Source organism: Stenotrophomonas sp. INTA L402-1, assembly GCF_059295135.1.
The window spans coordinates 1-22,873 of record NZ_JCAFWP010000043.1; the positions used below are offsets into that span (position 1 = coordinate 1).

Here is a 22,873-nt window from a genome sequence, read left to right on the forward strand (position 1 = left end):
GTCCTCTGGTGGTGGGGGGGGTGTGTTTTTTAGCCGGGGGGGGGGGGGGGGGGGGGGGGGGGGTGGCCCGCGGGCGGGGCCCCCCCCCCCCCCCCCCCCCCCCCCCCCACCCCGCAATCCCACGGAATGCCCGCTGTTGCTGTTGCTTCTGAGGTTGCCGGCCAGCGGCCGGCACTACCACGGGTGCAGGGCGCAGCCCTGCAAAGAACCCTATCCTCGTGGTCGGCTGCGCGAGGGCACCAGTGCGAACGTGTCCACCGCAAGCTTTTCGGCGTGGTTCAACCACGCGCGGATCTCCAGATCATCCACTTCGTGGTCCAGCCCGAATGACACGTTGATCTTGCCATTGGCATCGGGTTGCACCCACTGCTGGGCCAGCACCACCTTGCGTTGTGAGGACACCGCCTCGATCCAGAAGCCGCGATCCGGGCGCGTGCTCGCCACCAGCTGCAGCATGTACTGGCCGGCACGGGTGCGGCGGCCCTTCTGCGTGATCATGTGCGCCTGGCGCACGCTCGGGCGCGGGCCCTGGAACGCATCCAGCGGTGCATCCACGGCAATGCCGCCACGCAGGTCATTGTCGCGGTACAGCTTGATGCCGTTGTCACGGTTGACCAGCAGGGCGCACCAGTCACCGTCGGCCGAGCCGTCCTCGAACGCGGTGCAGCGGTCGACGTAGGCCAGGGTGTTGTCCGGGTTGGCATCGTCGAACTGGCGTGAGGTGTTTTCCAGGTACACGGACTTCAAACTCCAGTCCTTGTCGTACTCCAGCAACACCGGTGGCTGCACGTGCTGCAGGCCGACCACCACCTGGTCGTCGCCATCGATCTTCAGCTCGCGGGTCGGTTCGCCCAGCCACAGTGAACGCGCGAAGGCCAGGTACTGCGGGTAATCGCGGCCACCATCGCGCCGGGTGGCCACGCTGGCGCTGGGCGCGCGCTGGCTGTCGATCAGCGAACGGCCGAAGCCCATCGTCTTCAGGTTCCGGTCCAGCAGGCTGAGCAGGGTCGCACCGGAATCCAGCGTGGTGCCGGCGTCGGCGCTGAGCTGCTGCGGGGCAATGCCTTCCCCCAGGAACAGCAGCAGGTTCTCGCGCTTCTGCTGGGTCAGAATGTGGGTCAGATCGTTGGGCATCGCCAGGTGGTCGGAGGCGATCACGATCAGCGTGTCCTTGCCGTACGGGCTGGCCTGGATGCGCTGCACCAGCTGCGAGATCAGCCGGTCGCTGCACTTGAGCGCGTTGAGCATGTTGATGTTGCCGTACTGGCTCTGGTAGCGCTCGCCCTTGCACGACACCGGCAGATGACCGGCCGGGTGGTGGGTGTCCATGGTCAGCGTGGTCAGCATGAACGGCGAACCGGCGCGCGAGAGCTGCTCGAAGCGCTGGTAGGCGGTATCCAGCAGCACGTCATCGTGCACGCCCCAGGCCGAGTAGTGGATGCGGCCGATCTTCTTCTGCTGCTTGAACCACGCCAGGTCATGCACTTCATCGAAACCATGGCTGGCCAGGAACTGGCCCTTGCCGGCGAACTGGCCGTTGGCACCGCCCAGATAGTGGTTGGTATAGCCCTGCTGCTTCAGGTAATCGCCCAGGCACACGGCCTTGGGCAGGAAGCTGCCCATGCGGTCCATGCTGTTCTCATCGCCCTGCGAAGTGGTCAGCGGCACGCCGCACATCGACGAGACCAGGCCGGCGATGGTCCAGCCGCTGCCCTCGGCCGAGGCCAGGTTGCGCACGTCCAGCGACTCGGACGCCAGGCGGTTGAGGTTGGGCATCAGGCCGGGAAACACGGCCTCGTCCAGGTAGGTGCGTTCCAGGCTTTCGCCGTAGATCCAGACGATGTTGCGCGGGCGCTGCAGCGGCTGCGTCGGCACCTGGTACTCGGGGGCGATGCGGGCGAAGTCGACCGGGCGCAGCTGCTGGTACAGGCGCTGGCCGTCGCGGGCCAGCGGACTGATCATGATCGTGGCCACCCACACGGCCGCGAAACCGGCGAACAATGCGCCACCGTGGCCGGGCCGGCGCCAGCGCTTCACCCGCGTGGCGAACAGCGGCAGCAGCGAGACCAGCGCCAGCACGATGAAGCCGGCGATATAGCCCTTGAAGTCGGAGACACCGGCGCCTTCCATGTCGGCGCCCAGGTGGTACAGGGTGGCGGCATTGAGCCCATCACCGGACAGCTTGTCGATCAGCCACCACGCGCTGAGCATGAGCAGCAGCAGCGAGAATGCACCAGCCTTCCACCACACCCACTTGTCGGACGCGAGGAACAACCAGCACAGCAGCAACAACGACAGCAGCAGTATCCAGAGCATAGGCAGCTTCGGCAGTGACGGGGTGGTGGTGATGGACGTCGTACCGACGCGTGTCCATCCGACCGACGCTGCCACAAGCACATGCACATGACAGGCCGATGACCCGATAGTGCATGCACGAACCTGACTGAAATGTTTGTTGAAATAACACGCGCGCAATCTCGCTCAGAAGGTAAAACGAGCGTGAAGGGCTTCGTTGGATTACATTAAAAACCGCATGAATACGGCGGTTTTCGCTGATGCGCTAGCGATGCCCGCGTTCTTCGCGTGCCCGCGCACGACGGTCGAACAGCAATGCACTGGTCACGATGCCAAGGCCGAGCACCACGCCGATGAACAGCAGAATCAGCGCAATGAGCGGGTAGCCGAACAGGTGCCAGCCGGTGTCGATCTTCATCATCATCGCCGCAGCCATGATCAATGCGGCACTGATGATGCCGGCAGCCACGCGGTTGGCGATCTTCTGCAGGTTCTCCATCAACCGCGATTCTTCCAGGCCGGTTACCTTCATCTGCAGGCGGTTTTCGGCCAACAGCGCCATGATGTCCGACAGCTTGCGCGGCCCATCGCGCAGCAGCTGCTGCAGCTCCATCGCCTCGCTGGCGAGGTTGGCGGCAGACAGCGATTTCTTCAGGCGCGCACGCATCACGTGCTGCAGCTGGCGCTCAACGATGCGGCGGGTTTCCAGCTCGGGTGCCAGCAGCCGGCACACGGTTTCCAGATTGAGCAGCGCCTTGCCCAGCAGGCTCAGTTCCGGCGGCGTGCGCAGGCCGCAGGCGGTGGCGATGCGCACCATGTCCAGCACCACGCGGCCTTCGGAGAAGCTACCGCTGGCGGCGTAGCGCGCGATCAGCTGGCCGGTCTCGCGCAGGTAACGCTCTTCGTCGAAGGCCTCCAGCCGCGTGCTGATGCTGATCAGATCGTCGGCTACTTCCTCGCCACGGCCATCGACCGCCGCGAACAGGATCTTCAGCAGCCGCTCGCGCAGACGCGGCGGCATGTGCGCGACCATGCCCAGGTCGAAGATCGCCAGCCGTCCATCGGGCATCACCCGCAGGTTGCCCGGGTGCGGGTCGGCATGGATCTCGCCATGCACGAAGATCTGGTCCAGGTAGCCGCGGATCAGCGCCGCCGCCAGCGGGTCCATCGATTGTTCGGTGCGGCGCACATCGGGAATCGCATCCACGCGCACGCCGGTGGCCAGTTCCATGGTCAGCACGCGCTGGCTGCTGTAGTCCCACAGCGGCTGCGGAATCCACAGGCGGCGGAACGGCTTCAGGTGCCGGCCGAAACGGGCCAGGTTCTCGGCCTCGGCGTGGTAGTCCAGCTCCTGCATCAGGGTCTTGGCGAACTCGTTGAGCCAGTCGCGCAGGCGCACCCGACGGCCGACCTGGGTCAGGTGATCGGCGGCCAGCGCGAAGCTGCGCAGTGCCTCCAGGTCCGAGCGCAGCTGCGCGGCCACCTCGGGCTTCTGCACCTTCACCGCCACCTGGCGGCCATCGTGCAGCACCGCGCGATGCACCTGCGCGATCGAGGCACAGCCCAATGGCTCGGGATCGAACGCGGCGAACAGCTTGTTCACCGGCGCGCCCAGCTCCTGTTCGACGATGGCATGGATGCGCTCGACCGGAATCTCGGCCACCTTTTCCTGCATGCGCTCCAGCGCCGTGGCGAACTCAACCGGCACCATGTCCGGGCGGGTGGACAGCATCTGGCCTAGTTTGACGAAGGTCGGTCCCAGCGCTTCCAGGTCGCTGACGAACTGTTCCGGGTTGCCATCGGCGGGGACGTCGGCCTGGTTGCTGGCGGCGTCCAGGTTCATGCCCGAGAACACGCCCGAATGGCGGTAGCGCATCAGCAGGCGCAGGATCTGGCTGCGCCGGTTCATGCCCTTGACCAGCGGGGGATTGCCATTGGCGGTGGGCGGATTGCTCAAGCGGAACTCCCATGCGGCAAAGACGGTAGTGCCGGCCGCTGGCCGGCAATGTCCGGATTACGCAGTGTCGCCGGGGGGCGGTAGGCATGCGGTGAACCCGATCTCTTCCGCAGTCCACGCCGGATCGGTCAGAATCCGCTCATTCCCTCACTTGGACGCCCCATGGCCGGTGCCAGCCTGTTCGCCCTGCTCGACGATATCGCCTCCCTGCTGGACGACGTCTCGGTCCTGACCAAGGTTGCGGCGAAGAAGACCGCCGGTGTGCTCGGTGACGACCTGGCGCTGAACGCGCAGCAGGTCACCGGAGTCAACGCCAACCGCGAACTGCCGGTGGTGTGGGCGGTGGCCAAGGGCTCGCTGGTCAACAAGGTGATCCTGGTACCGGCGGCGCTGGCGATCAGTGCACTGGAGGCGTGGCTGCACAGCCGTGGCTGGAACGTGCCGCTGATCGTGCCATTGATGATGATCGGCGGTGCCTTCCTCTGCTTCGAGGGCGTGGAGAAGCTGGCGCATCGCTTCCTGCATTCGGCTGACGACGATGCCGAGCATCAGGCCGAACGCCGCAAGGCGCTGGCCGATACCCAGGTGGACATGGTGGCGTGGGAGAAGGACAAGGTAAAAGGCGCGATCCGTACCGATTTCATCCTCTCGGCCGAGATCATCGTGTTGACCCTGGGCGTGGTCGCCACCGCGCCGTTCACCAACCAGGTGGTCACGCTGGCCGTGGTTGCACTGGCGATGACGGTCTTCGTCTATGGGCTGGTCGCGGGCATCGTGAAGCTTGATGACGTCGGCCTGTACCTGTCGCGCAAGGGTGGGGCTGTGGCCGCCGTCGGTCGCGGCCTGGTGGCCTCGGCGCCGTGGCTGATGAAGTTCCTGTCGGTGGCCGGCACCATCGCCATGTTCCTGGTGGGCGGCGGCATCCTGGTGCACAACGTGCCGGCACTGCACCACGCGGTGCAGGCGCTGGGTGGCGAAGGGCAGTGGGGCTGGCTGATCAGCGCTGCGGCCAATATGGTGGTGGGCATCATCGCCGGCGCCATCGTGCTGGCGGCAGTGACCGGCTTCCAGAAGCTGCGCGGTAAGTAAGCGGCGGCCCATTGCCCGGTGGAGGCCGACCTTGGTCGGCGCATTGTTTCCACGTGTGCCAACCAAGGTTGGCACCTACCGAAGCGCCGTCTTTTGCGCTGGTAGAGGCCGACCTTGGTCGGCGCTTTGTTCCGGCGTGAGCCAACCAAGGTTGGCACCTACCAAAGCGCTGTCCCTTGCGTTGGTAGAGGCCGACCTTGGTCGGCGCTTTGCCCCGGCGTGTGCCAACCAAGGTTGGCACCTACCAAAGCGCTGTCCTTGGCGTTGGTAGAGGCCGACTTTGGTCGGCGCTTTGCCCCGGCGTGTGCCAACCAAGGTTGCCACCTACCGAAGCGGTTCGCGGTGGGCCGGGCGATCAACCCGCCTGCACCCGGTTCTTGCCCTGCCGCTTGGCCGCATACAGCGCGTCATCCGCGCGCCGCAGCAGCGCTTCGGTGTCATCGCCGGGCTGCCATTGCGCCAACCCGGCACTGAAGTGCACCGGCACGCGCTGGTCCTGCACGGTCAGCACGCGGTGCGCCAGTGAACGCTGCAGGCGCTGCACGGTGGCCATGCTGTCGGCACCCTGGGTCTCCGGCAGCACCAGCACGAACTCGTCGCCACCCAGCCGCGCGATGCCATCGGTGGCGCGCAGCAGCAGCTTGCACACGGCTACCAGGTGCTGCAGCAGAGCATCGCCACCGGCATGGCCATGTGCATCGTTGGTCTGGTGGAAATCATCCAGGTCGATCACCGCCACGCCCAGCGGCGAGTTGTTGCGCGCGGCGCGGGCCAGCTCGCGTTGCAGCAGTTCGTCCAGGCCACGTCGATTCAGCGCCTGGGTCAGCGGATCGATACGCGCCAGGTCACCAGCGGCACGCAGTTCCTGCTCCAGCTCGGCAATGCGCTGCTCTGCACGCTCCACTTCCTGCCGCGCGTTGGCCAGGTGATCGCGCGCCTGTGCGGCCTGCTGCTGCACCTTGCCGGTATCGCGCATCACGTCCTGCAGCAGCTGATTGAGGTCGGCGATGCTGCGCGCTTCGCGCAGCTGCAGCGCATAGCTGCCAATGCGGTCGTGGTATTCGCCGGTGCTGGTGGCCATGCCGTCCATACGCTCGATGAACTCGCCCATCAGCCCGCGCATCGCCGCCTTCGAATCGTCGATGCCCTGGCGCAGCAGGCCCTGCTTGTAGATCACTTCGCGCAGCTCGGCGCGGGTGCGCTCGACCGCCTCAGCTTCCAACGGCCCGTCCAGCAGCTGGCGTACTGCGGCGATCTGGCCCTGCAGCCAGCTGCGGTCATCCAGCAGCTCGCTCACGTTCTCCAGCAGCAGCGCGAACAGCTCAAGCAGCAGCGCCTGCTGCTCCTGCCAGCTCTCGGCACGCACGCCGACCTGGTGGCCGAGCTCGCGCACGCCCTGTTCGATCGGTTCCAGCGCCGTGCCCGGTTGCCACTGGCGCAGCTGCATGGCCAGCGTCTGCGCCTGCTCGCGCAGGTCCGGATCGTGCTGCAGCAGGGCCACCACCGCGCCGCCCAGCAGCAGGCGCAGCTGCTCGGACAGGCGCAGGCTTTCCGGCTGCCCATCCGGCGAATGCTGTTCGATGGTGCGGATGTACTTGTCGATCAGCTGCCGCATCGCGCGCCCATAGCGCGGCCAATCGGCGCTGGCCTGCGCCGACTGCAGGCGGTCGCCCATGTCGCCCAGTTCGCCGGGCAGGGTGGCCATGCCATTGGCGAACGCGGCCAGCAGCGGCTCCGGTGCGTCGGCCCCGGCGAACAGCTGCTGCAGGGCCACGCCACCGCCACCCTGCAGCACCACGCGGTCGCCCAGCCCATCGTCCACCACCGCGCGCACGCGTGCCGGCGGCCCAAGGGCGGTACCGGGGGCAGGGCGGTGGTCGGGCTGGTCCGTCATGGAGCGAATCCTGGGGCTGGCAGGGACTGGTTCCAGCATATCGGCGCGGCCGCCGACGGCTTGAACGGCTAGGATGGGCGACAGGATGCCGCAGTGGAGGTGGTGATGCGCGTGATGTTGCTGGGGGCGACCGGGCTGGTTGGCGGGCTGACCCTGTCCAGGCTGCTGGACGACCCGCGCTGTAGTGCCGTGGTCGCTCCCACCCGCCGCCCGCTGGGCATGACCCACGGGACGCTGGAGAACCCGGTGCTGGCCTTCGACGCGTTGCCCACTTCGCCAGCATGGGCGCGCGTGGACGCGGTCATCTGCGCGCTCGGCAGCACCATTGCCCAGGCCGGCAGCCGCGAGGCTTTCCACCGCATCGATCATGACTACCCGCTGGCGTTCGCGCGGCTCGCACAGGCACAGGGTGCGCAGACTTATGTGCTGAATTCCGCGGCCGGTGCCAACCCGCAGTCGTCGATCTTCTACAGCCGGGTGAAGGGTGAATTGGAGCGTGACCTTCGTGCGCTGGGCTTCCATTCGTTGACCCTGGTCCGCCCAGGGCTGATCGGGGGCGAGCGCAACGAGGTGCGTCGTGGCGAGCGCCTGGCGCTGATGGTGCTGGGTGCTTTGGGGTCGATGTTGCCACGGGCGTGGCGGATCAACCCGGCCAGCGAGATCGCCAAGGCACTGGTCGAGGCCGCGCTGGCCCCGCGGCCGGGTGAGCACGTGGTTGCATCGAGCGCACTGGTCGGCTGATGTCACGTGCGCTGCGCCTGACCCAGTTGCTGCAGCTGCTGCGCCGCCATCGGCGACCGGTGGCCGGGCAGACGCTGGCCGAAGCGCTGGGCATCAGCCTGCGCACGCTGTACCGCGATATCGAGACCCTGCGTGAGCAGGGCGCTGACCTGCGTGGCGAGGCCGGCGTTGGCTACCAGCTGGCGCCGAGCGACACCCTGCCACCGATGACCCTGCCACCCGCCGAGATCGACGCGCTGGTGCTCGGCCTGCGCTGGGTCGCGGCGCGTACCGAGCCGGCGCTGGCCGAGGCAGCGCGTGATGCCCTGGCGCGCATCGCGCATGTGCTGCCAGCAGCGCGCCGGGAAGCCTTGCGTGACAGTGGCCTGCGCGTTGGCCCTTCGCGCGCTGCGGCCAAGGTGCCGGCTGCGCGTCTGCAGGCCGTGCGCGAAGCAGTGGGTTCACAGCAGCGCCTGAAGTTCGGCTACGAGGACGCGCACGGCCAGCGCAGCGAGCGCATCGTCTGGCCGTTCGCGCTGGGCTACTTCGATGAGGTGCCGATGCTGGCGGCGTGGTGCGAGCGCCGCGAGGATTTCCGCCATTTCCGTCTGGACCGCATCCGCCAGGCGCGTGTGCTGGAGGATCACTACCTCGTGCCACGCGCCACCCTGCTGCGACGCTGGCAGAAGGCGCAGAGCATCGCACCGGACTGGCTGGACCGTTCGTAGCCACAATGAGGAATGGCGCTGTGCATCAACGTGGTGGGCTTACACAGCTGGTTGGCTATGTGCCGGGGGAGACAGGGGTGGTACAGGTAATCGTCGACTCTATGGCCTGGGTTACGAGGCCCGACGCATCTTCCAAGAATGTCCTGACTCTCGAAACTTGGGGTTCACCAGGTTTACTGGGTGTACAACCCCAAGTGAAGGTGATGGGGGATGGAATGTTCTTATCGACTTTGGCGCGCCCCCCGACGCAGATCCATCCGGCGGGACACGTCACGATCTCCAGGTTGATGTATACCGGAAACCTCGGATACCCACTGAAGTTCATCGTGGCAGTAACACTGGCGCCTGTTCCAGACACGTTCGGAACGCTGTCCAGCTGAAATGGCTTCGTCAGGGTAGCGACGCCCAGGGTGGACATTCTCTCTATGGGCATGAAGAAAAGGTCATTCTCCCAAGGAGAGCCATCGTTTCCCCTGCCATGAACAAGGCCGTAGGCGGAGTTGCCGGCATAGACGGGACCACCACTATCGCCGCCTTTGTTCATCACGGTTCCATCAAGGCTGACGACTTGGACGTAGGTGCCGGCTTCCCCCTTCCAGTTGGCTGCGAACTCTGCGTCTTTGATGGATCCGCATGTGCGACCGGTCGTTACGCCGAACTTGCAGACCGTTGTGCCTGGTGTCATGTCGGCAAGTGATGCCTCATCGGTTATCGCCAGCTTTTCCCCATCGACAATGATTTCGTTCGACTGGGAGAAGATGACGCCGCCACGCTGCTGTGCACCCCACTGAACGTCGTAAGATCCTTTGTTGCGTTCACTCTTGAACAGAATGCGAGCGGTTGGGTTGCGTTGATAATTGTCGTTGTCACAGTGACCGGCAGTGGCCAAGCCTAGTTCGCGAGTTGCAGTTTCGACCACGTTGAAGCCTGCTGTGCAGAGTTGCTGCTGGTAGCCCTCCAGTCGCCGCCCGCCCGCCACACTGTTTGTTGGCTCTATGAAACCTGTGGTCTCTTTTACGCGGATGAAGTCGACGACGGAGAGAAGATTGGAAAGTCTGGCGCGTACGGCATCGGGATCGCGTACATATACCTCGACGATGGAATTCTTTATGTCTACCGTGGCCGCAAATTCGATGCCCGCCTTGACGAGCTGCTCGGACACTTCCGCCTGGGTGGCGCGGAGAAGCTCGAGAGAGCGTGGCGAATTTTCCGCGACGTAGAGGCGATCTTTGGTATAGGCAGATAGTTGGCCCGAGGCATCGCCAGTGAACTTCACGACGATCCTGAATTCAGGGGAGTGTTCGATGTAAAGGCCGGCGAACGTCTCAGGCTTCTCCCTCTGAAGCCGTGCGCTGAGTTTACCGGCGGCCCGTTCCGCATCCATTCGTTGCGCGGCTTCGAACGTGCCTATGTGCATGGTTTCCGCGTAGTGCTGTATTGCCACATCCTTGGGGGCGTCGTCCGCAAAGGCGGGAGAAGCGGTGATGATGGCTGCCAATAACGGGAGATATCTGCGTATTGTGGTCATGAACTTTCCTTTTCATGTGTATTATGTGAAGTTGCGTTCCGTCTGCATTTGACTCTAAATCACTTCTGTCTGTTGCAACTGGTAACTGCGTCTCCCTTTGATTGGTCCGGGGGGCTCCAAAAGAGCGAAGGTCCATCGCCGACGACAGCTCCCATCATGACTTGGCTTTGCGATATGTCGCGAGATCACAGTGGGTCGCCTGTTTTTCCATCCGATGGCGGAAGTGCCCGCAATACGCGAGATGTTCGAACGACGATCGACTCTACCCGGTCGACTTCATCTGCTTGATCTACTGACAGAATCTGTCAGCAGACGTGTTCCACCATGATCGCTCCCAACAACGGAGGTTCCCCATGTTCACGCCCAGCACCCTGCTGCAGTACGTGCGCGACGTCGCCACCAGCGCCACGTTCTACAGCGGCATTCTCGGCAAGCCACCGGTCGAGCAGTCGCCCGGTTTCGCACTGTTCCTGCTCGGCGATGGCGCCGCACTCGGCCTGTGGCAACGCGACGACGTGCAGCCGCCGGTGTCCGCACAGGCCGGTGCCGCCGAACTGGCAATGGTGGTCGGCAACCCGGAGGCCGTGCAGCAGATGCACGATGCGTGGCGCGGGCTCGGCGTGCGGATTCTGCAGGCACCGGTGACACTGGAATTCGGCCACACTTTTGTCGGGGCAGACCCGGATGGACACCGTCTGCGTGTGTACAGCCGTGCCGAAGGCATGGTCGCGCGCGATTGATTCAGAGAGGGAGCCGGCATTTGCCGGCTCCTGGACCTACCCTTGCTTCTGCGCTGCTTCGATGACGATTGAAAATGTCTCGTCGTCTTCCGAATCCCACTCAATGGCCAGCTGGGCCAGCTCTGCGACCACATCGCGGCCGGGATTGCATCGCCTGAGTTCCCTGATGAACTGCCGTATCTGACGGGGCGTCAGTTCACAACCTGGATAATCAAACAGATTGAGCGCGGCATCTGAAGAACGGTCCAGCAGTTCAGGTGCGAGGATGGAGTAGGCTTTGATGTAGCGGGAGAACGGAATATCCGACAGGAAGTTGTCCGTTGCAGTCATGATCGACGCATCATGTGGTGGGTCGCGAAGAAACTCCCTCATGACTGCCAGGACGACTTCCAATGACGGTGGTTTTGTCAGAGGTCTGTAGAAGTGGTCGGCGTATGCACAGCAGCCTTCGTGGGTGACCGCAGCATCCGATAGCGTTGCCAGCGTTGAGATCCAGACGTCAGCGTCCAGCGGCGTAGCCGGTTCGGCGTCCCCTTGTTGATCGGTTCTGGCGATGAGCGCCCGGACGATGGGCTCGCCATTGCGCCATGACTGCAGACGGAAGTCGATAATTGCGTACACCTGCTCCTGTTTGTCCCACATGGCGTCCGGCGAAGGTATGGCGTCTTGAGGGAACAACGAGAAGAAGTCCGACAAGTAGGGGGCAGCCATGCAGAAGTAGCGAACGGTGAACTCCAACAATTCCGGGTCGAACGCAGCGCCGGGGATTTCGTCCTGGAAGGCAGCTTCGATGCATGCCAAGGTATCTGCCGGCGAGGGTGCGGCGGCCACCGTAGAGCCGACCGATGCGTCGAGGAACGCGCGATTTCGAGCGAGCCAGCGCAGGAAGATGATGCTGAGGACCCAGTTCGCGTCCGACGGATCCTCATCCCTCGTCAACCGTAAGAAGAATGGAGAGGCGCGGAAAAAATCATCGCCCGCCTTCAGGAATTCTTCGAGTGTGGGCGGTGTCTCGAACATGGGGATTCGACGTCCAAAGAGAGGCTCAATGCTATCGAGCTGCTCTTGGGAATCCATGCAACTATTCTCAAAATGCTGCCTTGCGCTCTCGCCCGACCGTCGGAGAGCCCAGTAGATCCGCGCCATGCGTAGATGGGGCGCGACGGAGCAGGCACAAAAAAACGCCGGGCAGTGCCCGGCGTTTCTCCACTTCATGCGCCAATCAAGGTTGGCACCCACCAGTCAGTTTCACGTGCCAACCAAGGTTGGCACCTACCGATCAGGTGGCCGATCAGCTGGCCAGCGCCAGGTCGTCCATCATCGCGCGCAGGAAGCGGGCCGCTTCACCACCGGTGGCCGCGCGGTGGTCGAAGGTGACCGACAGCGGGATCACCTTGTGCGCTTCCACGCCGCCCATCACCGGGGTCATCTGGTGGCGGGCACGGCCGGCACCGACGATGGCCACGCATGGCGGCACCACGACCGGGGTCGCGTAGCGGCCGGCGAACATGCCGAAGTTGGACAGCGAGATGGTGTAGCCGCTCAGTTCCGAGGCGGCGATCGAACGCGATTCCACCTGCTCGCGCAGGCGGTTGACGCCTTCGCGGATGCCGCGTGCATCGAGCATGTCGGCGTTGCGCAGGGCCGGCACGAACAAGCCGTCGTCGGTGTCCACGGCGATGCCGATGTCCACCTGCGCGTGCAGGGTGCGGGTCAGCGCTTCGCCGTCGAACCAGGCGTTCATCGCCGGCACCTTCTGTGCGGCGACCACGATCGAACGCACCAGGCGCGCGGTGACGTCGTTGCCCGGCAGCCAGGCGTGGATGTCGGCGTCGTCGTTCAGCGTGGTCGGCACGACCTTGCTGTGCGCATCGGCCATCACGCGCGCCATGTTGCGGCGAACGCCCTTTAGCGGTTCCGGCTGACCCTTGGCGACCACGCCCGGCGGCTGGGTGCGCATCGGCTTGCCGGCGGCGGACAGCGGGGTGCGGGCTTCGCTCTGCACCGGGGCAGACACCTGCGCCGGGGCCGGCGCGGCATAGGCGGCAGCAGCGGCCGGGGCCGGAGCGGCGCCGATCTTGGCGGTGCCGTTGGCGGCGGCCTGCTTGACGTCGGCCATGGTCACCGCGCCATCGGTGCCGGTAGCGGCCACGCGGCTCAGATCGACGCCCAGCTTGCGCGCCATCGCACGCACGGCCGGCACGGCCTTGACGCCACCGACGGCCAGCGCCTGTTCGGCGTGCACGGCGTTGGAGCTCTGCATCGCGCCGACCACGGTACCGGCGTCATCACGTTCGGCGGCGGCGGGCTTGGCCGCTTCGGCGGCCACCGGTGCGGCAGCGGCCGGCAGCGGCGGCGGGGTCGGTGCCGCCGCCGGTGCGGCATGGCCGTGGCTGTGGCCGGTGTCCTGGCCATCGGCGCGCTGCGGCAGGTTCGGGTCCAGTTCGAAGCTGGCCAGCACCGAGCCGGTCGGGATGATGTCGCCGGCCACGCCGGACAGCTTCAGCACCTTGCCGGAGAACGGCGACGGCACCTCGACGACGGCCTTGGCGGTCTCCATCGAGACCAGTGGCTCGTCCAGCTTGATCACATCGCCTTCCTTGACGAACCACTCGACGATGGTCGCGTCCGGCAGGCCTTCGCCCAGGTCGGGCAGGTTGAAGTTCTTGGTCTGGCTCATTTGCAGTTCTCTTCCAGCAGTTCCAGTTCGCGGGCCGGCAGCCAACCCGTCGCGCCATTGGCGCGCTCGGACCACCACCACCCGCCGTGTTCGTGATGAAGCTTCACCATCTCGCCGCTTTCCACATCCAGCTCGCGGGCGTCGTAGTCGCACAGGGCTTCGGCGCGACCCTCGTCCAGCAGCTGCAACCAGGCGATGGGCGCCCATCCAGCGCGCCCATCGTTGGTGCGTACCCAGGCAAACGCCGGCCATTCCTCGTCACGGACACCTACTTCGACGATCTGGCCGGTGCGGAACCGGAGCGGGTTGGGATACTGGCTGCGGTAAGCCCCCAGAAGGCGGGCCCGCATGTCAGCCGGCCGCCACCGCGCGCTTGGCCGCAGCCACGATCCGCTCAACGCTCGGCAGGTACTTCATTTCCAGGCGGAACAGCGGAATGTGGGTGTCGTAGCCAGTGACACGCTCGACCGGGGCCAGCAGGTCGTAGATCGATTCCTCGGCCAGACGCGCAGCGATTTCGGCGCCGAAGCCCGCGGTCTTCGGGGCCTCCTGCACGATCACGCAGCGGCCGGTCTTGGCCACCGATTCGGCGATGGTGGCGAAGTCCAGCGGACGCAGCGTGGCCACGTCGATGACTTCGGCACTGATGCCTTCACCGGCCAGCTTGTCGGCCGCTTCCAGCGCTTCCTTCACCTGCGCGCCCCAGGTCACCAGGGTCACGTCGGTGCCATCGCGCAGCACGAAGCAGACGTCCAGCGGCAAGGCTTCGCCGTCGTTGACGACCACTTCCTTGTACTGGCGGTAGATGCGCTTGGGCTCCATGTAGATCACCGGATCCGGCTCGCGGATCGCGGCCAGCAGCAGGCCGTAGGCACGCTGCGGCGACGACGGCAGCACCACGCGCAGGCCCGGCACGTTGGTGAAGATCGCCTCGTTGGCTTCGCTGTGGTGTTCCGGCGCGCGGATGCCACCGCCCCACGGCACGCGCAGCACCATCGGGCAGTGCAGGCGGCCACGGGTGCGGTAACGCAGGCGGGCGGCGTGGCAGACGATATGGTCGACCATCGGGTACATGAAACCGTCGAACTGGGCCTCGGCCACCGGCTTCATGCCCTGCGCGGCCAGGCCGATGGTCAGGCCGGCGATGGTGGTTTCATCCAGCGGGGTGTCGAGGATGCGTTCGGAGCCGAAGCGCTGCTGCAGGCCGGCGGTGGCGCGGAACACGCCGCCGTTGACGCCCACGTCCTCGCCCAGCACCAGCACCGACGGGTCGTGCTCCAGCTCCCAGGCCAGTGCCTGGGTGATGGCTTCGATCAGGGTGATGGGGGTGGTGGTCATGCTCTCTTCTCCGCGCGCGACGGCGGCGCTGTCGGCGGCGTTGGTGTGCGCGCCGGGCGCGCCGTTCTTGATCTCATCCATGGCGCTTCTCCAGGGCGATCGCCTGGGCGCGCTGAGCCAGCAGGTCCGGCGGCGGATCGGCATACAGGAAGTCGAACATCGCCTCGACCGGCTGCACCGGCGTGTTGAGGTACAGGTTCACTTCCTCGTCCACGCGCGTGCCGCATTCGGCGACCCAAGCAGTTTCCTCTTCTTCGCTCCACACACCGGCGTTGATCAGGTACTTGCGCAGGCGCAGCATCGGCTCGCGCTGCCAGGCGTCCTTCACTTCGGCGTCGTCGCGGTAGCGGCGCGCGTCATCGGCGGTGGTGTGGTCGGACAGGCGGTAGGTCATCAGTTCCAGCACAGTGCCACCGTCGCCGGCCAGCGCACGTTCGCGCGCCTGCTCCATTGCCGCCAGCACCGCGATCAGGTCGTTGCCGTCCACCTGCAGGCAATGCAGGCCACCGGCCAGGCCCTTCTGCGCCAGCGTCTCGGCACCGGTCTGGGCCGAACGCGGAACCGAGATGGCCCAGCCGTTGTTGACGATGCACAGGATCAGCGGCAGCTTGTAGGCGCCTGCCGAATTCAGTGCCGCATAGAAGTCGGTCTTGGAGCTGCCACCGTCACCGCACACCGCCACCGCGATCTGCGCTTCCTTGTTGAGCTTGAACTTCAGCGCGGCGCCTGCGGCATGCAGGCACTGGGTGGAGATCGGCACGCAGAACGGGAAGTCCTTGGCCGCGTTGCCGCCGTAATCGTTGCCGCGTTCGTCGCCGCCCCAGTACATCAGCACGTCGTGCGGGCGCACGCCACGCATGAACATCGCGCCATACTCGCGGTACGAAGGTGCGAACACGTCGTCCTTCTGCATCGCAGCGCCGATACCCACGTGCGCGGCTTCATGGCCCAGGCAGGCGGCATAGGTGCCGAGCTTGCCGGTGCGCTGCAGCGCGATGGATTTGCTGTCGAACGTACGTACGAACAGCATCTGCTTGAACAGCGGTACCAGGACCTTGGGGTCGCGCAGCGACGCGGGCAGGTCATCGCGGACGAGCTTGCCGTCCGTATCCAGGTACTGCAGGTATTCGATCTTGAATTCAGCGGCAACCGTCATTGCGTACTGCACCTTCGACAGAGAAGTTACAAATGATATGAATCGCCATGTTAAGGAACGCGTACGGAATAGCCTTCCTGCGCCGCAACACGGCGATTCCCCGTTTTACCCCTGCCGGCGGGTGGGGGGCCAATAACAACAACGTATTCAGTCGTTGCTGCAAAGCATCAGAATACGCCTCTGGCTGACTGCCCGCGCAACGGCCTGATCGGTTCCACGCGCAGGCCCGGCATCGGGCGATGCTCCACGGCCTTCCGCACGCCCGGGTATGGAGGTGGCGGCTGCCAGCACGGCGGCAACGCGCTACCCTTGCCGCCCCCGATCTGGCCGCACCCATGTCCGTCGACAACAACCAACGCGATCTCGAAGCCGGCATCCACACCGACCTGCAGGGACGCCTGACCTATGGCGGCTACCTGCGGCTGGACCAGCTGCTCAGCGCGCAGCAGCCGCTGTCCAACCCGCCGCACCACGACGAGATGCTCTTCATCATCCAGCACCAGACCTCGGAGCTGTGGCTGAAGCTGCTGGGCCATGAGCTGCGTGCCGCAATCGGCTTCCTGCAGCGCGATGAAGTCTGGCAGTGCCGCAAGGTGCTGGCGCGCAGCAAGCAGGTGCTGCGCCAGCTGACCGAGCAGTGGTCGGTGCTGGAAACGCTGACCCCGTCCGAGTACATGGGCTTCCGCGACGTGCTGGGCCCGTCGTCGGGCTTCCAGTCGCTGCAGTACCGCTACATCGAGTTCCTGCTGGGCAACAAGAACGCACAGATGCTGCAGGTGTTCGAGCACGATGCGGCCGGGCAGGCGCAGCTGCGCACCGTGCTGGAGGCGCCCAGCCTGTACGAGGAATTCCTGAAATACCTGGCCCGCTTCGGCCATGCCGTCCCGGCGGTGTACGAGGCCCACGACTGGACCCAGCCGCATGTGGCCGATGACGCACTGCAGCCGGTCTTCGAACGCATCTACCAGGACACCGACCGCTACTGGCGCGAGTATTCGCTGTGCGAGGACCTGGTGGACCTGGAGACCGCGTTCCAGCTGTGGCGATTCCGACACATGCGCACCGTGATGCGGGTGATCGGCTTCAAGCGCGGCACGGGCGGCTCGTCCGGCGTGGGCTTCCTGGCCAAGGCGCTGGAACTGACCTTCTTCCCTGAACTGTTCCAGGTGCGGACCAGCCTGCAGGCCGGGCCCCCGGCAGAACAGGGCTGATCCGTATTCAGCTTGGATCCCGGCCGGCGGCTGGATCGTTTCAGATGCAAGTTCAGGGAGCAGGCTGGCACCTGCCTCAAACGGCGTGTATTTGACGTGAACGCCAGAAGTCGGTGATCCTCGCGCGTTGCTCCAACTGCACATCGGACGTGCTCGTCATCCACCGAACCAGGAAATCCGCATGAGCGTAAACGCCACTGCGAACACCCCAGAGCCGGCGCTGCCGGACTTCAAGACCACGCTGGGCCACCCGCGCCCGTTGTGGATGCTGTTCATGACCGAGTTCTGGGAGCGCTTTGCGTTCTACGGCATCCGCTGGGCCTTGGTGCTGTACATCGTCGCCCAGTTCTACAACGGCAGCGCTGCCGGTGAAGGCGACGCCAGCCGCATCTACGGCGCCTACCTGGCCCTGGTGTATGCCGCAGCGATCTTCGGTGGCTACGTGGCCGACCGGGTACTGGGTTACCAGCGATCGATCCTGACCGGCGCGATCATCATGGCCGCCGGCCTGTTCATGATCTCGCTGCCGCAGGAGCACATCTTCAAGCTCGGCCTGGCCACGATCATCGTCGGCAACGGCCTGTTCAAGCCCAACATCTCGACCATGGTCGGCAAGCTGTACGGCCTGAAGGATGAGCGCCGCGACTCGGGCTTCACCATCTTCTACATGGGCATCAACATCGGCGCGATGATCGCCCCGGTGCTGACCGAGTACCTGGCCCGCAAGGTCTTCGGTACCGACGCGATGCCGTCCTACAAGGTCGTGTTCATCGCCTCGGGCGTGGGCATGCTGATCTCGCTGGTGTGGTTCTACATCGGTCGCGCCGGCCTGAAGGGCATCGGTGCACCGCCGGCCGGCGCTGAAGGCTTCGGCCGCATCATCATGGTGCTGGTCGGTGCCGTGGTCGCCATCCCGGTCGCCTACTTCCTGCTGGCCACTGGCGCCACCGCGCTGGCCTGGATCCTGGGCGCGATGTTCACCGCGCTGGCCATCCTGCTGCTGGTCGAGGGCATCCGCGAAGGCAAGGTGCAGCGCGACCGTGTGATCGCCATGCTGATCATCTTCGCCTTCAACGTGATGTTCTGGATGTTCTTCGAACAGGCCGGCAGCTCGTTCACCTTCCTGGCCGAGAACATCGTCAACCGCCAGATGGGTGACTGGACCTTCCCGACCGCGTGGTTCCAGTCGGTCAACTCGGTGGCCATCATCACCCTGGCGCCGATCATTGCCTGGATCTGGGTGGCCCTGGGCCGCGCCAATCCGTCCATCCCGCGCAAGTTCGGCCTCGGCCTGCTGTTCAACGGTGCTGCCTTCGCCCTGCTGATGTACGCGCTGTCGCAGATGGTGGTGGACGGCAAGATTCCGTTCTGGACCCTGTTCATGGTCTACGTCATCCAGTCCGTGGGTGAGCTGTGCCTGTCGCCGATCGGCCTGTCGATGGTGACCAAGCTGGCCCCGGTGCGCCTGGTCGGCTTCGGCATGGGTGGCTGGTTCCTGTCCACCGGCATCGGCAACAACCTGTCGGGCATCTTCGCCGGCGTGGTCAGTGGTGAAGGCGGCATGACGGTCGAGTCGGCACTGAAGGGGTATACCTTCGGGTTCTGGGCCCTGATCGGCTCCGGCGTGGTGCTGTTCCTGGTCGCCCCGCTGATCAACAAGCTGATGCACGGCGTCAAATGATGATGAGAGGGTAGAAGGCATGCGTAGCAAGCTCGGTAGTGCAGTGGTGGTGGTCTGTGCGGCGCTGATCGGCGCCTGTTCCCAACCGCAACCGCCTGCTGCCGCCGAGCCCACGCAGCCCCTGGATACCCGACCCACCGAGCCACCGGTCGCTGACCCCAGCGAACCGGTGGCCTCGGGCAACACCCCGGTGGCGGCGGACATCGCCGCCATCGCCGGGCTCGGCGCACAGTTCGACCCGGCCCGCGACCCGGCCAATGACCTGGCCACCGCCAAGGTGGAAGCCCAGCGCGGCAAGAAGCGCATCCTGCTGGAGGTCGGCAACGCCGCCTGCGATCGCTGCCAGGCGCTGGACGAACTGGTGGAAGGCAACGGCGACCTGCGCCGCTTCCGCGATGCCCACTACGTGTGGGTGAAGGTCAACGCCAGCGACGAAGAGCCCAACACCGCTTTCTTCGCCCAGTTCCCGATGATGGAACGCGACTACCCGTACCTGCTGGTACTCGATGCCGATGGCGGACTGCTGGTGTCGCAGGCGACCGGCGAGCTGCGCAAGGGCGAAGCCTTCCAGCCCGCGCGCGTGACCGCGTTCCTCAAGCAGTGGGCACCTGACAAACCGGAATAGGGTAGTGCCGACCGCTGACCGGCAGCTTCGGTGGATGCCGACGGCTGACCGCCACCCCCGGTGGGTGCCGACCGTTGGTCGGCACTGAGGCACATCCACGCATGAAGTGGGTCGATTGCGCGCGCCGTCACACTCTCTGAATCGGCGTCTCAACTTCACCGCACGTACGCCGTTACCGGCAAGGACCTCAGTCGACATCCCGTCGATGCAACCTTCCGGAACGCCCATGCACAGCGACCACGCCGAACGACTGCCCGAACCTGCCAGCGACCTGGCCGAGGCTGGGGCAGGCGAGGGCGTGACCCTGCCGCCGCAGGAGGCGTTGCTGGATGACGCCGGTACCGGCGAGGACACCGTTGAACTGGCACCGCCGCGTCACCGCCTGCCGCAGATCGCGCTGCCCGACAACGTGGTGCTGAAGGGGGCGGTGCAGAAACTGGTCGAGCAGAAATCACGGCTCGATGCATTGGCCGCCGACGGCCAGTTGGCCGGGCTGCTGCCGCCGGAATGGCAGGGCCATGGCGTGCGGGCCATCGAACTGTCCACGTTCATCCAGGGCGTGCTGCCGTTCCTGCAGCCAGGCGAACGTGGTGAAACCGCGTCGGCGCGCCTGCCGGTGCGCCATGTGCTGGGGGACGACAGCCGCTGGGGCCTGGACGATGTCTCCGAACCGAAATCGCTGGCCTGGTACCTGGCCAGCGACGAGCGCGCCAGCGCCGGCAGCAAGGACGTGGCGGAGGCCTATCTGGTGGGTGCATTGGGGCTGGCGTGGATGCAGGAAGGGCGCAGCCGCCCCGGCTTCCTGCGCGCGATGGGCCAGGACAGCCTGGCCGCGCGGGTGACCATGCTCGGCTATCCACCGGCCAACGAACTGGCGCTGTACAGCGTCACCGCGCACGGCCAGCCGCAGATCTGGTGCGTGCATGGCCGCCGCCGCATGCGCCCGCTGGTGGCGCCGTGGCTGAGCGTGCCGCTGCTGACCGCCTACGGCGTGCCGGCACCGGTCGCGTGGCCGTCCAGTTTCCCGCCGGTGGAGGCGGTGGCCGAACTGCTGGCGACCGCACGGCATGGGCGCGCGCTGCCGGAAGTGGACCTGGGCAAGGTCGTGGCGAAGATCGCTGAAGATGCCGCATCCGACGCCTGGCAACCGGTCAGCCTGCTGCAGCTCAACACCTGGTCACCGCGTTGGCACTTCTTCCTGGGCACCTTCGTCGGCCTGCCGTCGCTGCTGCTGGTGGCTGCCGCGCTGGCGCTGCCGGGCGCGGTTGAAGCGGCCACGGTTGCCGCATCGCTGGGCTTCGCCGGCGGTGCCATCGCTGCGCTGGCGGTGCCGTGGATCCATGCGCGGCGCAAGCATCTGAGCTGAAAAAAGGGGACGGAGGGGATTAAGTCGTATCACGCACATATGTGCCGATTGCGGCTTAATCCCCTCCGTCCCCTTTTTTCTTTCAGACCCCTTCGCCCATCCGCTCCAGGCCTTCGCCGGCCAGGCGGAGGATCAGTTTTTCCAGCACCTGCTCTTCCTCTTCGCTCAGCACCGACATCAGTTTGCGGGTGATCTCGATCACCATCGGCGCGATGGTCTCGTAGACCTCGAAACCGGCTGCCGACAGCGCCAGCACCGAGCGGCGGCGGTCGTCGCCGTGGGTCTCGCGCTTGATGAAGCCGCGCTCCAGCAGGCGGGCCACGGCGCGGCTGACCGCCACCTTGTCCATTGCCGTGCGGTCGGAGACCTCGCTGGCAGAGGAGCCCGGGTACAGCGCCAGGATGGTTATCACCCGCCACTCGGGAATCGCCAGACCGTAACGATCGCCGTATAGCTTGGCGATGTTGCCGCTGACCCGGTTGGACAGCACGCTCAGCCGGTACGGCAGGAACTGTTCCAGGTCGAGCAGGACGTGCGAGGAACGCAGGCGGGTCGAAACGGGATCGGCGGGGCTCATGTTGCGGTGCACCTTGCTGGTGGTTTCAAGTGTAACTATAAGGGGTAGGTCCAGACCCTGCATTCTCGCCGGGTCCCTACCTGCCCGCACCTGGTTTGTACCGATGCGGTACCGATTCGGAGCCACGCCATGAATACCGCAGTCCCGACCGCCTCGCACCCCAACCCCGGCATGCAGGTCACCACCTTCGAGAACCCGATGGGCATCGACGGCTTCGAGTTCGTCGAATTCGCCGCCCCGGCCGGCCGTGGCCAGGAGCTGCACGAGTACTTCCGGAAGATGGGCTTCAGCGCGGTGCTCAAGCACAAGCAGCGTCCGATTACCGTCTATCGCCAGGGCGACGTCAACTTCCTGGTCAACGAAGACCCCGATTCGTTCGCTTCGGACTTCGCCGAAAAGCACGGCCCGTGCGCCTGCGGCTTCGCCATCCGCTTCAAGAAGCCGGGCCAGGAGGTCTACCAGACCGCGCTGGGCAACGGCGCCGAAGCCATCGCCTTCAAGCCGGACAGCAAGGCGGTCAGCGCGCCGGTCATCAAGGGCATCGGCGACTGCATGCTGTACCTGGTCGACCGCTACGGCAGCGCCGGCAGCATCTTCGACGGCGACTACGAGCCGATCGCCGGTGCCGACCTGCACCCGGTGGGCTTCGGCCTGACCTTCATCGACCACCTGACCCACAACCTGTACTTCGGCAACATGCAGCAGTGGTCGGATTACTACGAGCGCCTGTTCAACTTCCGCGAGATCCGCTACTTCGACATCAAGGGCCTGAAGACCGGCCTGGTGTCCAAGGCGATGACCGCGCCGGACGGCATCGTGCGCATCCCGCTGAATGAATCGTCCGACCCGAAGAGCCAGATCAACGAGTACCTGGACGCGTACAAGGGCGAAGGCATCCAACACATCGCCTGCTTCACCGAGAACATCTACGAGACCGTCGAAGCGATGCGTGCGCAGGGCGTGGATTTCCTCGACACGCCGGAGACCTACTTCGACGTGATCGACCAGCGCGTGCCGAACCACGGTGAAGACGTGGCGCGCCTGGCCAAGAACAAGATCCTGATCGATGCCGATCCGGAAACCCACCAGCGCAAGCTGCTGCAGATCTTCACCCAGAACTGCATCGGCCCGATCTTCTTCGAGATCATCCAGCGCAAGGGCAACGAAGGCTTCGGCGAAGGCAACTTCACCGCGCTGTTCGAGAGCATCGAGCGCGATCAGATCCGCCGCGGCGTGCTGTAAGGTCTGCAGGCAATGTCGGCCTCCCGCCGACATTGCCTGTCCGAAT

At 65.4% G+C, this 22,873-nt stretch carries 18 protein-coding genes and 1 pseudogene; 9 read left to right on the forward strand and 10 right to left on the reverse strand.

Annotated elements, in window-relative coordinates:
* Positions 1-210: 210 nt before the first annotated feature.
* Positions 211-2,316: a phosphoglycerol transferase I gene (locus AC5O77_RS18885; RefSeq protein ID WP_478057505.1), complete on the reverse strand. Its 2,106-nt coding sequence runs from the start codon at positions 2,314-2,316 to the stop codon at positions 211-213.
* Positions 2,317-2,560: 244 nt separating this feature from the next.
* Positions 2,561-4,207: pseudogene (locus tag AC5O77_RS18890) on the reverse strand (ABC1 kinase family protein); the annotation flags it as partial.
* Positions 4,208-4,414: 207 nt separating this feature from the next.
* Between AC5O77_RS18890 and AC5O77_RS18895 the strand changes: the two are divergent.
* Positions 4,415-5,341: a DUF808 domain-containing protein gene (locus tag AC5O77_RS18895; RefSeq protein ID WP_478057504.1), complete on the forward strand. Its 927-nt coding sequence runs from the start codon at positions 4,415-4,417 to the stop codon at positions 5,339-5,341.
* A gap of 355 nt (positions 5,342-5,696) precedes the next feature.
* On the opposite strand, the gene AC5O77_RS18900 is transcribed toward AC5O77_RS18895, so the two are convergent.
* Positions 5,697-7,235 (reverse strand): GGDEF domain-containing protein, encoded by a 1,539-nt coding sequence (locus AC5O77_RS18900; protein ID WP_253144325.1) that lies wholly within the window; start codon positions 7,233-7,235, stop codon positions 5,697-5,699.
* 105 nt (positions 7,236-7,340) lie between these two features.
* On the opposite strand from AC5O77_RS18900, the gene AC5O77_RS18905 reads away from it, so the two are divergent.
* Both AC5O77_RS18905 and AC5O77_RS18910 read left to right on the forward strand, forming a co-directional pair.
* The gene (locus AC5O77_RS18905) at positions 7,341-7,976 is read left to right on the forward strand and encodes a Rossmann-fold NAD(P)-binding domain-containing protein (RefSeq protein WP_478057503.1); all 636 of its coding nucleotides are present in this window, start codon (positions 7,341-7,343) and stop codon (positions 7,974-7,976) included.
* The gene (locus AC5O77_RS18910; RefSeq protein ID WP_478057502.1) at positions 7,976-8,683 is read left to right on the forward strand and encodes a helix-turn-helix transcriptional regulator; all 708 of its coding nucleotides are present in this window, start codon (positions 7,976-7,978) and stop codon (positions 8,681-8,683) included. Before AC5O77_RS18905 ends, AC5O77_RS18910 begins: the two co-directional genes overlap by 1 nt.
* 55 nt (positions 8,684-8,738) lie before the next feature.
* Here the strand turns inward: AC5O77_RS18910 and AC5O77_RS18915 are convergent, their stop codons facing one another.
* On the reverse strand, positions 8,739-10,211 hold the full coding sequence (locus AC5O77_RS18915) for a S1 family peptidase (RefSeq protein ID WP_478057501.1): 1,473 nt from the start codon (positions 10,209-10,211) through the stop codon (positions 8,739-8,741).
* A gap of 353 nt (positions 10,212-10,564) precedes the next feature.
* Here AC5O77_RS18915 and AC5O77_RS18920 point away from each other — a divergent pair, with 353 nt between their 5' ends.
* Positions 10,565-10,951 (forward strand): VOC family protein, encoded by a 387-nt coding sequence (locus AC5O77_RS18920; protein WP_197587329.1) that lies wholly within the window; start codon positions 10,565-10,567, stop codon positions 10,949-10,951.
* A 36-nt stretch (positions 10,952-10,987) separates the two neighbouring features.
* Here AC5O77_RS18920 and AC5O77_RS18925 read toward each other — a convergent pair whose 3' ends face one another.
* The 5 genes from AC5O77_RS18925 to pdhA form a co-directional block, all read right to left on the reverse strand.
* Complete coding sequence (locus AC5O77_RS18925) at positions 10,988-12,028, reverse strand: hypothetical protein (protein ID WP_494507065.1); 1,041 nt, start codon at positions 12,026-12,028, stop codon at positions 10,988-10,990.
* A 214-nt stretch (positions 12,029-12,242) separates the two neighbouring features.
* Positions 12,243-13,631, reverse strand: a complete 1,389-nt coding sequence (locus tag AC5O77_RS18930) for a dihydrolipoamide acetyltransferase family protein (protein ID WP_478057499.1) — start codon at positions 13,629-13,631, stop codon at positions 12,243-12,245.
* On the reverse strand, positions 13,628-13,981 hold the full coding sequence (locus AC5O77_RS18935) for an SH3 domain-containing protein (protein WP_012512332.1): 354 nt from the start codon (positions 13,979-13,981) through the stop codon (positions 13,628-13,630). Before AC5O77_RS18935 ends, AC5O77_RS18930 begins: the two co-directional genes overlap by 4 nt.
* A 1-nt stretch (position 13,982) precedes the next feature.
* Complete coding sequence (locus AC5O77_RS18940; protein WP_019338598.1) at positions 13,983-15,050, reverse strand: alpha-ketoacid dehydrogenase subunit beta; 1,068 nt, start codon at positions 15,048-15,050, stop codon at positions 13,983-13,985.
* Positions 15,043-16,125 carry a pyruvate dehydrogenase (acetyl-transferring) E1 component subunit alpha gene (gene pdhA / locus AC5O77_RS18945; protein ID WP_180838401.1) on the reverse strand — a complete coding sequence of 361 codons (1,083 nt, stop codon included), beginning with the start codon at positions 16,123-16,125 and terminating at the stop codon, positions 15,043-15,045. Before pdhA ends, AC5O77_RS18940 begins: the two co-directional genes overlap by 8 nt.
* A gap of 335 nt (positions 16,126-16,460) precedes the next feature.
* On the opposite strand from pdhA, the gene AC5O77_RS18950 reads away from it, so the two are divergent.
* The 4 genes from AC5O77_RS18950 to AC5O77_RS18965 all read left to right on the forward strand — a co-directional run bounded on the left by AC5O77_RS18950 (position 16,461) and on the right by AC5O77_RS18965 (position 21,008).
* A complete protein-coding gene (locus tag AC5O77_RS18950; RefSeq protein WP_121504224.1) occupies positions 16,461-17,336 on the forward strand; it encodes a tryptophan 2,3-dioxygenase in 876 nt (291 codons plus the stop codon).
* Between the two features lie 181 nt (positions 17,337-17,517).
* Positions 17,518-19,017, forward strand: a complete 1,500-nt coding sequence (locus AC5O77_RS18955) for a peptide MFS transporter (protein WP_262205994.1) — start codon at positions 17,518-17,520, stop codon at positions 19,015-19,017.
* Positions 19,018-19,036: 19 nt separating this feature from the next.
* On the forward strand, positions 19,037-19,642 hold the full coding sequence (locus tag AC5O77_RS18960; RefSeq protein ID WP_478057498.1) for a thioredoxin family protein: 606 nt from the start codon (positions 19,037-19,039) through the stop codon (positions 19,640-19,642).
* A gap of 226 nt (positions 19,643-19,868) precedes the next feature.
* Entirely contained in the window at positions 19,869-21,008 is a 1,140-nt protein-coding gene (locus tag AC5O77_RS18965) for a hypothetical protein (RefSeq protein ID WP_478057497.1), read from the forward strand.
* A gap of 82 nt (positions 21,009-21,090) precedes the next feature.
* Here AC5O77_RS18965 and AC5O77_RS18970 read toward each other — a convergent pair whose 3' ends face one another.
* On the reverse strand, positions 21,091-21,648 hold the full coding sequence (locus AC5O77_RS18970) for a MarR family winged helix-turn-helix transcriptional regulator (RefSeq protein ID WP_005411341.1): 558 nt from the start codon (positions 21,646-21,648) through the stop codon (positions 21,091-21,093).
* Between the two features lie 66 nt (positions 21,649-21,714).
* Between AC5O77_RS18970 and hppD the strand changes: the two genes are divergently transcribed.
* The gene (gene hppD / locus AC5O77_RS18975) at positions 21,715-22,827 is read left to right on the forward strand and encodes a 4-hydroxyphenylpyruvate dioxygenase (protein ID WP_176433087.1); all 1,113 of its coding nucleotides are present in this window, start codon (positions 21,715-21,717) and stop codon (positions 22,825-22,827) included.
* The last annotated feature ends 46 nt before the right edge of the window (positions 22,828-22,873 follow it).

Coding starts and splice junctions, on each gene's coding strand:
- AC5O77_RS18885 (WP_478057505.1), bottom strand. CDS start 2,316: ATGCTCTGGATACTGCTGCTGTCGTTGTTGCTGCTGTGCTGGTTGTTC.
- AC5O77_RS18895 (WP_478057504.1), top strand. CDS start 4,415: ATGGCCGGTGCCAGCCTGTTCGCCCTGCTCGACGATATCGCCTCCCTG.
- AC5O77_RS18900 (WP_253144325.1), bottom strand. CDS start 7,235: ATGACGGACCAGCCCGACCACCGCCCTGCCCCCGGTACCGCCCTTGGG.
- AC5O77_RS18905 (WP_478057503.1), top strand. CDS start 7,341: ATGCGCGTGATGTTGCTGGGGGCGACCGGGCTGGTTGGCGGGCTGACC.
- AC5O77_RS18910 (WP_478057502.1), top strand. CDS start 7,976: ATGTCACGTGCGCTGCGCCTGACCCAGTTGCTGCAGCTGCTGCGCCGC.
- AC5O77_RS18915 (WP_478057501.1), bottom strand. CDS start 10,211: ATGACCACAATACGCAGATATCTCCCGTTATTGGCAGCCATCATCACC.
- AC5O77_RS18920 (WP_197587329.1), top strand. CDS start 10,565: ATGTTCACGCCCAGCACCCTGCTGCAGTACGTGCGCGACGTCGCCACC.
- AC5O77_RS18925 (WP_494507065.1), bottom strand. CDS start 12,028: ATGGATTCCCAAGAGCAGCTCGATAGCATTGAGCCTCTCTTTGGACGT.
- AC5O77_RS18930 (WP_478057499.1), bottom strand. CDS start 13,631: ATGAGCCAGACCAAGAACTTCAACCTGCCCGACCTGGGCGAAGGCCTG.
- AC5O77_RS18935 (WP_012512332.1), bottom strand. CDS start 13,981: ATGCGGGCCCGCCTTCTGGGGGCTTACCGCAGCCAGTATCCCAACCCG.
- AC5O77_RS18940 (WP_019338598.1), bottom strand. CDS start 15,050: ATGGATGAGATCAAGAACGGCGCGCCCGGCGCGCACACCAACGCCGCC.
- pdhA (WP_180838401.1), bottom strand. CDS start 16,125: ATGACGGTTGCCGCTGAATTCAAGATCGAATACCTGCAGTACCTGGAT.
- AC5O77_RS18950 (WP_121504224.1), top strand. CDS start 16,461: ATGTCCGTCGACAACAACCAACGCGATCTCGAAGCCGGCATCCACACC.
- AC5O77_RS18955 (WP_262205994.1), top strand. CDS start 17,518: ATGAGCGTAAACGCCACTGCGAACACCCCAGAGCCGGCGCTGCCGGAC.
- AC5O77_RS18960 (WP_478057498.1), top strand. CDS start 19,037: ATGCGTAGCAAGCTCGGTAGTGCAGTGGTGGTGGTCTGTGCGGCGCTG.
- AC5O77_RS18965 (WP_478057497.1), top strand. CDS start 19,869: ATGCACAGCGACCACGCCGAACGACTGCCCGAACCTGCCAGCGACCTG.
- AC5O77_RS18970 (WP_005411341.1), bottom strand. CDS start 21,648: ATGCAGGGTCTGGACCTACCCCTTATAGTTACACTTGAAACCACCAGC.
- hppD (WP_176433087.1), top strand. CDS start 21,715: ATGAATACCGCAGTCCCGACCGCCTCGCACCCCAACCCCGGCATGCAG.